This is a genomic window from Kitasatospora misakiensis (genome assembly GCF_042656005.1).
Classification (GTDB): domain Bacteria; phylum Actinomycetota; class Actinomycetes; order Streptomycetales; family Streptomycetaceae; genus Kitasatospora; species Kitasatospora misakiensis.
In genome coordinates this window covers 293,558-306,018 of the sequence record NZ_JBHSOF010000002.1, presented here as the reverse complement: position 1 = coordinate 306,018, position 12,461 = coordinate 293,558, and the positions used below count along the sequence as shown (strand labels likewise).

The 12,461-nt window shown below is 71.1% G+C and carries 7 protein-coding genes; all 7 read left to right on the top strand.

The features are described 5' to 3' along the window. The first annotated feature begins 34 nt into the window (after positions 1-34). The 7 genes from ACFP3U_RS03240 (at position 35) to ACFP3U_RS03210 (ending at position 12,328) form a co-directional block, all read left to right on the top strand. Entirely contained in the window at positions 35-898 is an 864-nt protein-coding gene (locus ACFP3U_RS03240) for a DsbA family protein (protein WP_380223583.1), read from the top strand. A gap of 155 nt (positions 899-1,053) precedes the next feature. Then, positions 1,054-2,100, top strand: a complete 1,047-nt coding sequence (lgt, locus tag ACFP3U_RS03235) for a prolipoprotein diacylglyceryl transferase (protein ID WP_380223582.1) — start codon at positions 1,054-1,056, stop codon at positions 2,098-2,100. 185 nt (positions 2,101-2,285) lie between these two features. Continuing rightward, complete coding sequence (locus ACFP3U_RS03230; protein WP_380223717.1) at positions 2,286-3,008, top strand: VIT1/CCC1 transporter family protein; 723 nt, start codon at positions 2,286-2,288, stop codon at positions 3,006-3,008. A gap of 435 nt (positions 3,009-3,443) precedes the next feature. After that, positions 3,444-8,057 carry a glutamate synthase large subunit gene (gene gltB, locus ACFP3U_RS03225; protein ID WP_380223716.1) on the top strand — a complete coding sequence of 1,538 codons (4,614 nt, stop codon included), beginning with the start codon at positions 3,444-3,446 and terminating at the stop codon, positions 8,055-8,057. Beyond that, positions 8,050-9,510: a glutamate synthase subunit beta gene (locus ACFP3U_RS03220; RefSeq protein ID WP_380223581.1), complete on the top strand. Its 1,461-nt coding sequence runs from the start codon at positions 8,050-8,052 to the stop codon at positions 9,508-9,510. The genes gltB and ACFP3U_RS03220 overlap by 8 nt, the downstream gene beginning before the upstream one ends. 401 nt (positions 9,511-9,911) lie before the next feature. Continuing rightward, positions 9,912-10,781, top strand: coding sequence for a helix-turn-helix domain-containing protein (locus ACFP3U_RS03215; protein WP_380223580.1), 870 nt, complete (start codon positions 9,912-9,914; stop codon positions 10,779-10,781). Between the two features lie 89 nt (positions 10,782-10,870). Then, positions 10,871-12,328 (top strand): aldehyde dehydrogenase family protein, encoded by a 1,458-nt coding sequence (locus ACFP3U_RS03210; RefSeq protein WP_380223579.1) that lies wholly within the window; start codon positions 10,871-10,873, stop codon positions 12,326-12,328. Positions 12,329-12,461: the final 133 nt, after the last annotated feature.

Here is a 12,461-nt window from a genome sequence, read left to right as displayed (position 1 = left end):
ACCCCCGCCCCCGAACCTGGAATGTCCAAGGCTGATGAGCGAGAAGAACCGAGAAGGCAAGCGCACCGCCCGTGAGCGGATGCTGGCGGAACGGGCCGATGAGGAGGCCCGCGACCGGAAGAGGAAGAAGCTGATCATCGGCGGGGTGGTGCTCGCGGTGATCGCCGCCGCGGTGGCCACCGGCGTGGTGGTGCAGGACCAGCGCTCCAAGCCGGAGACCCCCACCGCGGCCCCGGCCGGCGCGATCGGGGACAAGAACCTGATCATTCCGGTCGGCTCGGACAACTCGCCGGCCGTCCTCTCCGTCTACGAGGACCCGCGCTGTCCCGCCTGCGGCCTCTTCGAGCGGGAGTTCTCGCCCACCATCAGCCAGCTGGAGGACGCGGGCAAGATCTACACCAACTACCACATCGTCTCGTTCATCGACCGGGCGGTGCCGGGCAAGGGCTCCCGCTACGGGGCCAACGCGCTCGCCTGCGCCCAGGACGCCGGGCACTTCCGCGACTACCACGACGTGCTGTACCGCAACCAGCCGGACGAGACCAACGACGCCTTCGGCGACAAGGCGACCCTGATCAACCTCGCCAAGCAGGTCAACGGGCTGGACACCCCCGCCTTCCAGGCCTGCGTCAACGGCTCCACGTACAGCGGATGGGTGTCGGCGGTGCAGCAGGACTTCGACAAGTCCAGCTACAAGTCCACCCCGACCGTGCTGCTCAACGGGCAGCCGATCTACCCGAAGTACAACAACGAGGAGATCACCCCGGCCAACCTGGTCAAGTGGGTGGACGCCGCCAACCAGGGCAAGAACCTGGGCACCCCGGGCACCCACGGGCAGTCACCGGCACCGACCAGTACCGCTTCGGAGAGCAACAACCCCTCGCCGAACGCCGGCTGAGACCGGCGCGTACGCTGCGGAACGGCCGCCGCCCCTCCCCGTCCGGAGAGGGCGGCGGCGTGCCGTGCGCCGGGCCCGCGGGCCGATCTGTGCACCGACTGTGACCCGCCGGGGTGCCCGGGACGGGCCGTCGACCCTGTAGCGTCGGAGCTGCCATGGATATCGCCTACATTCCCAGCCCGTCGCGGGGCGTCCTGTATCTCGGACCGGTCCCGCTGCGCGCCTACGCCTTCTGCATCATCCTCGGTGTCGTCGTGGCCGTCTGGCTCGGCAGCAAGCGGTGGGTCGCCCGGGGCGGTGGCAGACACACCGTCGGCGACATCGCCGTCTGGGCCGTGCCGTTCGGCCTGGTCGGCGGCCGGCTGTACCACGTGATCACCGACAACCAGCTGTACTTCGGCGAGGGGAAGAACCCCTGGAACGCCTTCAAGATCTGGGAGGGCGGCCTCGGGATCTGGGGTGCGATCGCGCTGGGCGCGGTCGGCGCCTGGATCGGCGCCCGCCGGCGCGGCGTCCCGCTGCCCGCCTACGCCGACGCGATCGCCCCGGGCATCGCGCTGGCCCAGGCGATCGGCCGCTGGGGCAACTGGTTCAACCAGGAGCTCTACGGGCGGGAGACCACGCTGCCGTGGGGCCTGGAGATCAAGAAGACGCTGCCCAGCGGTGAGGTGGTCACCGGGATCTACCAACCCACCTTCCTCTACGAGTCGCTCTGGTGCGTGGGCGTCGCGGCGCTGGTGATCTGGGCGGACAAGCGGTTCACCCTGGGCCACGGCCGGGCCTTCGCGCTGTACGTGGCCGCCTACACGCTCGGCCGGTTCTGGACCGAGTGGCTGCGGATCGACGAGGCGCACCACATCCTCGGCCTGCGCCTGAACGACTGGGTGGCGATCCTCGTCTTCGTCGGCGCCGTCGCCGCCTTCGTGATCGTCGGGAAGAAGCGGCCCGGCCGCGAGGACCCGGCGAGCATCGACCCCCTGGCGCACGAGGCCGAGGAGGCGGGGAAGCCGGCCGACCGGAGCGGTGACGAGCCGGGCGGCACGTCGGGCGAGAAGTCGGCCGAGAAGTCGGCCGAGAAGTCGGGCAGCGCGTCGGACGGAGAGCCGGGTGACAAGCCGGGCGGCACGTCGGGCGGCAAGGCCTCGGACGCCCTCGCCGAGAAGCTCGACAAGCTGGAGAAGGACGCCAGGAACCCGGCCTGACCTGCGCGGATCCGTACCCCCGGCCGCCCTCCGCACCCGTGCGGAGGGCGGCCGCCGCCATGTTCGGACAGCCTTACTTTGCTGGAAGTGCCCAGGTCACGCGGGCTACGGTCGATAAGTAAGGCGATCGGACCAATGGACAGGACCCAAGGGACGGAGGGGGAACGGCCGTGACCGCGACCACCCTGGAGCACGAGGCCGGGCACCACCCGCGGATACCCGCCGCGGGACACCACCGGGACGTCAACGGCGGCTGGCTGCGGCCCGCCGTGTTCGGCGCCATGGACGGACTGGTCTCCAACTTCGCGCTGATGACCGGCGTCGTCGGCGGCGCGGCCTCCAGCGGCACCGTGGTGCTCACCGGCCTGGCCGGGCTGGCGGCCGGCGCCTGCTCGATGGCGGCGGGGGAGTACACCTCGGTGGCCTCCCAGCGGGAGCTGGTGCAGGCCGAGATCGAGGTGGAGCGGCTGGAGCTGCACCGCAACCCGCACGGCGAGCTGGCCGAGCTGGCCCAGCTGTACGTCGAGCGCGGGGTGGACCCGGAGCTGGCCCACCAGGTGGCCCGGCAGCTGTCCGCCGACCCGGACCGGACGCTGGAGATCCACGCCCGGGAGGAGCTGGGCATCGACCCCAACGACCTGCCCTCGCCGTGGGTGGCGGCCGGGTCCTCGTTCGTCTGCTTCGCGGTGGGCGCGCTGCTGCCGCTGCTGCCGTACCTGCTGGGCGCGACCTCGCTGCTGCCGGCGCTGCTGCTCTCGGCGGCCGGGCTGTTCGCCTGCGGTGCGGCGGTGGCGAGGGTGACGGCGCGCAACTGGTGGTTCAGCGGACTGCGGCAGCTGGTGCTGGGCGGGGCGGCGGCCGGGGTGACCTACCTGCTGGGGTGGCTGATCGGCGGCCATGTGGGGTAGGACGTGTCTGGCGGCCGCTTGTGGGTCTGTGTGCCGTTGCATTGTTATGCAGAGAGCCGGGTGACGTTGCGCACACGGCGACCCGGACCCGCCTGGCTTGTCTCATCATTCGGGCTCGTCGGCCGAGGAATCGCATCCCATGCATCGAGCGGCGGGATGGATTCGCAGGTGCCCTTGATCGATCCCTGTGGCGGGGGGATTTCGCCTCTGTTTCAGGCGGTCGAGTCGCGGGCACAATCGTCGGGACGTGCGACGCGGCACGTCCTCCCCCCACGCCCGTGACCTGCGGATCCGTCCCGCGATGTGGACGAGATATTCCGCTTCCCGGGATTTTCGGCATCATGTAACTTGCACGAAATCGCATCAGGGCCAACGTCGTCCCTACTGCACCAGCCTCCAAAGACGACGACGGGAGAGCCGATGCTGTCTGCATCCATGCACTCCGCCAACGAGCCCCAGGCCGGCGCCGCCCGCCCGCCGTACGCGCTCGTTCCGGATGCGCGACCTGCTGCTCAGGGCCTGTACGACCCGCGAAACGAGCACGACGCCTGCGGCGTCGGATTCGTCGCCACGCTGACCGGCATCGCCGACCACACCGTCGTCGAGCAGGCGTTGACCGTCCTGCGCAACCTGGAGCACCGCGGTGCCACCGGCGCCGAGCCCGACTCCGGTGACGGCGCGGGCATCCTCACCCAGATCCCGGACGCCTTCCTGCGCGCCAAGGTCGACTTCGACCTCCCGGCCGCCGGCTCCTACGCGGTCGGCATCGCCTTCCTGCCCGACGCCGACGCCGAGGACGCCGCCGCCGTTGCCCAGATCGAGGCCATCGCGGCCGAGGAGGACCTGACCGTCCTCGGCTGGCGCGACGTCCCGGTCACCCCGGACCTGCTGGGCGCCACCGCGCGCGGCGTCATGCCGCGGTTCCGCCAGCTGTTCCTGAGCGGCGCGGACCGGAGCGGCATCGAGCTCGACCGGGTCGCCTTCGTGGTCCGCAAGCGCTCCGAGCGCGAGGTCGGGGTCTACTTCCCGTCGCTCTCCGCGCGCACCATCGTCTACAAGGGCATGCTGACCACCGGCCAGCTGGAGCCCTTCTTCCCCGACCTGTCGGACCGGCTCTACGCCTCCGCGCTCGGCCTGGTGCACTCACGGTTCTCCACCAACACCTTCCCGAGCTGGCCGCTCGCCCACCCGTACCGCTTCGTCGCGCACAACGGCGAGATCAACACGGTCAAGGGCAACCGGAACTGGATGACCGCCCGGGAGTCCCAGCTCGCCACCGACCTGATCCCGGCCAACCGGAACGGCCAGGGCCTGGAGCGGATCTTCCCGATCTGCACCCCCGACCACTCCGACTCGGCCTCCTTCGACGAGGTCCTGGAGCTGCTCCACCTCGGCGGCCGGTCGCTGCCGCACGCCGTGCTGATGATGATCCCGGAGGCGTGGGAGAACCACGCCACCATGAACCCGGCCCGCCGCGCGTTCTACCAGTACCACTCCAACCTGATGGAGCCCTGGGACGGCCCGGCCTGCGTCACCTTCACCGACGGCGTCCAGATCGGCGCCGTGCTGGACCGCAACGGCCTGCGCCCCGCCCGCTACTGGATCACCGAGGACGGCCTGGTCGTCCTCTCCTCCGAGGTCGGCGTGCTCGACATCGAGCAGACCCGGGTGGTCAAGAAGGGCCGGCTGCAGCCCGGCCGGATGTTCCTCGTCGACACCGCGGAGCACCGCATCGTCGAGGACGAGGAGATCAAGTCGGCGCTGGCCGCCGAGCACCCCTACGAGGAGTGGGTCGACGGCGGGCAGATCCAGCTCGCCACGCTCCCCGAGCGCGAGCACATCGCGCACACCCACGCCTCGGTCACCCGCCGCCAGCAGACCTTCGGGTACACCGAGGAGGAGCTGCGGGTCATCCTGGCGCCGATGGCCAGGACCGGCGGCGAGGCGCTCGGCTCGATGGGCACCGACTCGCCGATCGCCGCGTTGAGCGAGAAGCCGCGGCTGCTGTTCGACTACTTCGTGCAGCTCTTCGCGCAGGTCACCAACCCGCCGCTGGACGCCATCCGCGAGGAGCTCGTCACCTCGCTGCTGTCCAACCTCGGCCCCGAGGGCAACCTGCTGACCGCCGAGGCGGCCTCCTGCCGGTCCGTCGGCATCACCTTCCCGGTGATCGACAACGACGAGCTGGCCAAGCTGGTCCACATCAACGCGGACGGCGACCAGCCCGGCCTCAAGGCCGTCACGCTGTCCGGCCTGTACCGGGTCTCGGCCGGCGGCGAGGGCCTGGCCACCCGGCTCGCCGCGATCGCCGCCGAGGCCGACGCGGCGATCGCCGACGGCGCCCGGATCATCGTGCTCTCCGACCGGCACTCGGACGCCGAGCACGCCCCGATCCCCTCGCTGCTGCTCACCTCGGCCGTCCACCACCACCTGATCCGCACCAAGCAGCGCACCCAGGTGTCGCTGCTGGTCGAGGCCGGTGACGTGCGCGAGGTGCACCACGTCGCGCTGCTGATCGGCTACGGCGCCGGGGCGGTCAACCCGTACCTGGCCATGGAGTCGGTCGAGGACCTCGTCGCGCAGGGCACGTACCTGAACCAGGACGGTGGCGCCCTGGAGCCCGAGAAGGCCATCAAGAACCTGATCAAGGCGCTCGGCAAGGGCGTGCTCAAGGTGATGTCCAAGATGGGCATCTCCACCGTCGCCTCCTACCGCGGCGCGCAGGTCTTCGAGGCGATCGGCCTCTCCCAGGAGGTGGTGGACGCCTACTTCGCCGGCACCACCACCAAGCTCGGCGGCATCGGCCTGGAGGAGATCGCCAAGGAGACCGCCGCCCGGCACGCCAAGGCGTACCCGGCCTCCGGCATCCCGGCCGCGCACCGCGCCCTGGACATCGGCGGCGAGTACCAGTGGCGCCGCGAGGGCGAGCCGCACCTGTTCGACCCGGACACGGTCTTCCGGCTGCAGCACTCCACCCGCAACCGCCGGTACGACATCTTCAAGCAGTACACGGACCGGGTGAACGAGCAGTCCGAGCGGCTGATGACGCTGCGCGGCCTGTTCAAGCTGGACGCGCTCGGCCGCACCCCGGTGCCGATCGACGAGGTCGAGTCGGTCGCCGAGATCGTCAAGCGGTTCTCCACCGGCGCCATGTCCTACGGCTCCATCTCGCTGGAGGCGCACGAGACCCTGGCCATCGCGATGAACCGCCTCGGCGCCAAGTCCAACACCGGCGAGGGCGGCGAGGACGCGGACCGCCTGTACGACCCGGAGCGCCGCTCGGCGATCAAGCAGGTCGCCTCCGGCCGGTTCGGCGTCACCTCCGAGTACCTGGTCAACGCGGACGACATCCAGATCAAGATGGCCCAGGGCGCCAAGCCCGGCGAGGGCGGCCAGCTGCCCGGCCACAAGGTCTACCCGTGGGTCGCCAAGACCCGGCACTCCACCCCGGGTGTCGGTCTGATCTCGCCGCCGCCGCACCACGACATCTACTCGATCGAGGACCTGGCGCAGCTGATCCACGACCTCAAGAACGCCAACCCCGACGCCCGCATCCACGTGAAGCTGGTCTCCGAGGTCGGCGTCGGCACGGTCGCGGCCGGCGTCTCCAAGGCGCACGCGGACGTCGTGCTGGTCTCCGGCCACGACGGCGGCACCGGCGCCTCGCCGCTCACCTCGCTCAAGCACGCGGGCGGTCCCTGGGAGCTCGGCCTCGCCGAGACCCAGCAGACCCTGCTGCTGAACGGCCTGCGCGACCGGATCGTGGTGCAGACCGACGGCCAGCTCAAGACCGGCCGCGACGTGGTGATCGCCGCGCTGCTGGGCGCCGAGGAGTTCGGCTTCGCGACCGCCCCGCTGGTGGTCTCCGGCTGCATCATGATGCGCGTCTGCCACCTGGACACCTGCCCGGTCGGCGTCGCCACCCAGAACCCGGTGCTCCGCGAGCGGTTCTCCGGCAAGCCGGAGTTCGTGGTCAACTTCTTCGAGTTCATCGCCGAGGAGGTCCGGGAGATCCTGGCCTCCCTGGGCTTCCGCTCGATCGAGGAGGCCGTCGGCCACGCCGAGCACATCGACTCCGAGGCCGCGGTCGACCACTGGAAGGCCGCCGGGCTGGACCTGGCCCCGCTGTTCCACGTGCCCGAGCTGCCCGAGGGCGCCTCCCTGCACCGCACCGCCACGCAGGACCACGCGCTGGACAAGGCCCTGGACAACCAGCTGATCGACCTGGCCCAGGACGCCCTGGAGAACGGCGACGCCGTCCGCATCCAGCTGCCGATCCGCAACGTCAACCGGACCGTCGGCACCATGCTCGGCCACCACGTGACCAAGCGGTACCGCGGCGAGGGCCTGCCCGAGGGCACCATCGACGTCACCTTCACCGGCTCGGCCGGCCAGTCCTTCGGCGCCTTCGTGCCGCGCGGCGTGACGCTGCGGCTGGAGGGCGACGCCAACGACTACGTCGGCAAGGGCCTGTCCGGCGGCGTGCTCGTGGTCCGCCCGGCCCGCGACGCGGCGGCCATCGGCAACGACGCGCAGAACCACGTCATCGCCGGCAACACCATCGGCTACGGCGCCACCAGCGGCCGGATCCACCTGCGCGGCAAGGCCGGCGAGCGGTTCGCCGTCCGCAACTCGGGTGCCACCCTGGTCGTCGAGGGCGTGGGCGACCACGGCCTGGAGTACATGACCGGCGGCCGGGTCGTCATCCTCGGCGAGACCGGGCGCAACCTGGCGGCCGGCATGTCCGGCGGTGTCGCCTACGTGCTGGACCTGCGCCCGGCGAACGTCAACAGCGGCATGGTGGGCATCGAGGCCCCCACCGCCGCCGACCGGGAATGGCTGCGCGAGACCGTGCAGCAGCACTACGAGGAGACCGGCTCCACCGTCGCGGCCGAACTCCTGGCGGACTGGGGCAGCGGTGTCTCCCGCTTCTCCACGATCATGCCGACCGACTACAAGGCCGTGCTCGCCGCCAAGGACGCCGCGGAGCGCGATGGCCTCTCCGAGGCCGAGACCACCCGCAAGATGATGGAGGCGGCACATGGCTGACCCCAAGGGCTTCCTGACCACGCCCAAGCAGCTCGCCGAGCGGCGTCCGGTGGACGTGCGCATCCGGGACTGGAACGAGGTCTACGTCGAGCGCAGCCTGCTGCCGATCATCACCAAGCAGGCCGGCCGCTGCATGGACTGCGGCATCCCGTTCTGCCACAACGGCTGCCCGCTCGGGAACCTCATCCCCGAGTGGAACGACCTCGCCTACCGGGACGACTGGGCGAGCGCGATCGAGCGGCTGCACGCGACCAACAACTTCCCGGAGTTCACCGGGCGGCTCTGCCCGGCGCCCTGCGAGTCGGCCTGCGTGCTCGGCATCAACCAGGACGCGGTGACCATCAAGAACGTCGAGGTCACCATCATCGACAAGGCCTGGGACCGCGGCGGGGTCACCCCGCAGGTGCCGGAGCGGCTGTCCGGCAAGACGGTCGCCGTGGTCGGCTCCGGGCCGGCCGGCCTGGCCGCCGCCCAGCAGCTCACCCGGGCCGGGCACACCGTGGTGGTGTACGAGCGGGCCGACCGGATCGGCGGCCTGCTGCGCTACGGCATCCCCGAGTTCAAGATGGAGAAGCGCCACATCAACCGCCGCGTCGAGCAGATGCGCGCGGAGGGCACCCGGTTCCGCACCGGCGTGCACGTGGGCGAGGACATCACCGGCCAGCAGCTGCGCGAGCGCTTCGACGCGGTGGTCGTCGCGGCCGGCGCCACCACCGCCCGCGACCTGCCGGTGCCCGGGCGCGAGCTCAAGGGCGTCCACCAGGCCATGGAGTACCTGCCGCTGGCCAACAAGGTGCAGGAGGGCGACTTCGTCGAGCCGCCGATCAGCGCCAAGGGCAAGCACGTCGTGGTCATCGGCGGCGGCGACACCGGCGCGGACTGCGTCGGCACCGCCCACCGGCAGGGGGCGGCCTCCGTCACCCAGCTGGAGATCATGCCGCGACCGGGCGAGGACCGTCCTGGCAACCAGCCGTGGCCGACCATGCCGATGACCTACAAGGTCACCTCCGCGCACGAGGAGGGCGGCGAGCGGATCTACTCCGTCTCCACCACCAACTTCAGCGGTGACGAGGAGGGCAACGTCCAGGAGCTGCACCTCGTCGAGGTGGCGTTCAAGGACGGGAAGTTCGAGCAGGTGCCGGGCAGCGAGCGGGCCATCCCGGCGCAGCTGGTCACCCTGGCGATGGGCTTCACCGGGACGGACGTGCGGAACGGTCTGGTCGAGCAGCTGGGCGTGGACCTCGACGCACGCGGTAATGTGTCCCGGGACGGGAAGTTCGCCACCAATGTCGATGGCGTCTACGTCTGCGGCGACGCCGGTCGTGGCCAGTCGCTGATCGTCTGGGCCATCGCGGAGGGCCGCTCGGCCGCCGCGGCGGTCGACAAGTACCTGGGCGGCAAGACCCCGCTGCCCGCACCGATCCGGCCGACGGACCGCCCCCTGGTGGTCTGATCCGGTCCAGGTGACCCGGCGCCGCATCGCCGGGTCCCACCGAGCCGCACCCCGTCAGCGTTGCCGGGCCGTCGCGGTCCTTGGCGCCTGCCCACATCCCCGACCAGTTTGGGGGCAGGCGCCGTTCGCATGCCCGGGGGCGGGCCGCTGGGGTTGAGTCGCGGTGGATCCGGCCGAGCCGCGTCGGGGGTTGGGGATGTCCATGGCGACTTCTGGGGACTAGAGTGCGTTCCGGGGAGCTACCGGTCGGCTACCGCGCGTATCCGGACGCTGGTCGTCCGGCGGCCCCGGCGTGGACCGGAGATCCCGTCGAGGGCGGTCCGAGGACTGTTGTTCGTCGGTCCCTGGTGGAAGACTGCGGCCACGGCCGGGGGGCTGTGTGAGGTGCGGAGGTTGAGGCGATGAGTGCGACTCAGGCGGCGGGTGGCGGGGCCACGGTACGGCGTCTGCTGCTGGGGTCGCAGCTGCGACGGCTCCGGGAGGCCCGCGGGGTCAGCCGCGAGGAGGCCGGGTACTCGATCCGGGCCTCCGAGTCGAAGATCAGCCGCATGGAGCTCGGCCGGGTCGGCTTCAAGGAGCGCGACGTCGCGGACCTGCTGACCCTGTACGGGGTGGAGGCGGAGCCGGAGCGGGCCTCAGTGCTCGGGCTCGTCCGGGCGTCCAACGCGACCTCCTGGTGGCACGGGTACGGGGACGTCCTGCCGGGCTGGTTCCAGAACTACCTGGGCCTGGAGGAGGCCGCCGCCGAGATCCGCAGCTACGAGGTCCAGTTCGTCCACGGGCTGCTGCAGACCGCCGACTACGCGCGGGCGGTGATCGCCCACGGCGGCCACGTCCACGAGCCGGCCGAGATCGAGCGGCGGGTGGAGGTCCGGCTCAAGCGGCAGGAGGTGCTGGACGCCGAGCGGGCGCCGCGGCTGGTCGCGGTGCTGGACGAGGCCGCGCTGCGCCGGCCCTGGGGCGGCTCGGCGCTGATGCGGGCGCAGATCGACCGCCTGCTGGAACTCACCGAACTGCCGAACGTGGTGCTCCAGGTGATGCCGCTGGTCTTCGGCGGGCTGCGCGCGGAGGGCGGGGCGTTCTCGGTACTGGCCTTCGACGAGCAGGAACTGCCGGACATCGTGTACCTGGAGCAGTTCACCACCGCCCTCTACCTCGACAAGCCGGCCGAAGTCGCCGAGTACGCGGGCGCGATGGACGGCCTGGTGTCGGACAGCCTCTCCCCCGAGCGGACACGAGAACTTCTCCGCTCCGTACGCCAAGAGCTGTAGCAGGTAAGTACGATGATGCTCGATCAGTTCTGATCGCGAACGACCGTCGGTGAATCGCGGGCGTTCCCGAACGGCATGAGAGGGATCGGATGTCGTACCTTTCCGAGTTGGCGCTGCAGTTCATCGACGGTGAGTGGCGCGAGGGCAGCGGCTCCTGGGACATCGTCGACGTCGATCCCTACACCGGGGAGAAGCTCGCCAGCATCACGGTGGCCACCGTCGACGAGGTCGACCAGGCCTACCGGGCCGCGGCGCTCGCCCAGAAGGAGTGGGCGGCCACCAGCCCCTACACCCGGCGGCTGGTCTTCGAACGCGCCCTGCGGATCCTGGAGGACCGCGAGCAGGAGATCACCCGGGACATCATGGCCGAGCTCGGCGGCACCGCCGTCAAGGCCTGGTTCGAGCTCTCGCTGACCAAGGACATTCTGCGCGAGGCGATGCAGCTGTCGCTGCGCGCCGAGGGGCGGCTGCTGCCCTCGCCGGTGGACGGCAAGGAGAACCGGGTCTACCGGCTGCCGGTGGGCGTGGTCGGGGTGATCAGCCCGTTCAACTTCCCGCTGCTCCTGTCGATGAAGGCCGTCGCCCCGGCGCTGGCGCTCGGCAACGGCGTGGTGCTCAAGCCGCACCAGGAGACCCCGGTGATCGGCGGCACCCTGATCGCCAAGATCTTCGAGGAGGCGGGCCTGCCGGCCGGCCTGCTGAACGTCGTGATCACCGACATCGCCGAGATCGGCGACGCGTTCATCGAGCACCCCGTCCCCAAGGTGATCTCCTTCACCGGCTCCGACAAGGTCGGCCGGCACGTCGCCACCGTCGCCGCCTCGCACTTCAAGCGGACCGTCCTGGAGCTCGGCGGCAACAGCGCGCTGATCGTGCTGGACGACGCCGACCTCGACTACGCCGTGGACGCGGCGGTGTTCAGCCGCTTCGTGCACCAGGGCCAGGTCTGCATGGCCGCCAACCGGGTGCTCGTCGACCGCGGTGTGGCCGAGGAGTTCACCCGCCGCTTCGTCGCCAAGGTCGCCTCCCTGAAGGTCGGCGACCCGAGGGACCCGGCGACCCACATCGGCCCGCTGATCAACCCCGTCCAGGCCGACGCCCTCTCCGCGCAGGTCGACCAGGCGATCGCCGGCGGCGCCACCGCGCTGCTGCGCGGCACCACCGTCGGCAGCCTGATGGACCCGGTCGTGCTCGGCGACCTGCCGGCCGACGCGCCGATCCTGCGGCGCGAGCTGTTCGGGCCGGTGGTGCTGGTGGTGCCGTTCGACGGCGAGGACGAGGCGGTGCGGATCGCCAACGACACGCCGTTCGGGCTCAGCGGGGCGGTGCACACGGCCGACGTGGAGCGCGGTGTGCGGTTCGCCCAGCGGATCGAGACCGGCATGATCCACGTCAACGACGGGACCATCGCGGACGAGCCCCTGGTGCCGTTCGGCGGCGAGAAGAACTCGGGCGTCGGCCGGCTGAACGGCGAGGCCACGGTGGACGCGTTCACCACGGTGAAGTGGATCTCGATCCAGCACGGGCGCAGCCGCTTCCCGTTCTGAGTGGCACCGGGCGCGCCGCCGGAGCGGCGCGCCGAGGCGGACCCGGCCGGCCCCCGCGGAGGGGACGGCCGGGTTCCGCTTGCCGATCACCGTTGCCTATGATGCGGCGGTATCGGAACGCGCGGAGACCGTG

Coding starts and splice junctions, on each gene's coding strand:
- ACFP3U_RS03210 (WP_380223579.1), top strand. CDS start 10,871: ATGTCGTACCTTTCCGAGTTGGCGCTGCAGTTCATCGACGGTGAGTGG.
- lgt (WP_380223582.1), top strand. CDS start 1,054: ATGGATATCGCCTACATTCCCAGCCCGTCGCGGGGCGTCCTGTATCTC.
- ACFP3U_RS03215 (WP_380223580.1), top strand. CDS start 9,912: ATGAGTGCGACTCAGGCGGCGGGTGGCGGGGCCACGGTACGGCGTCTG.
- gltB (WP_380223716.1), top strand. CDS start 3,444: ATGCACTCCGCCAACGAGCCCCAGGCCGGCGCCGCCCGCCCGCCGTAC.
- ACFP3U_RS03220 (WP_380223581.1), top strand. CDS start 8,050: ATGGCTGACCCCAAGGGCTTCCTGACCACGCCCAAGCAGCTCGCCGAG.
- ACFP3U_RS03240 (WP_380223583.1), top strand. CDS start 35: ATGAGCGAGAAGAACCGAGAAGGCAAGCGCACCGCCCGTGAGCGGATG.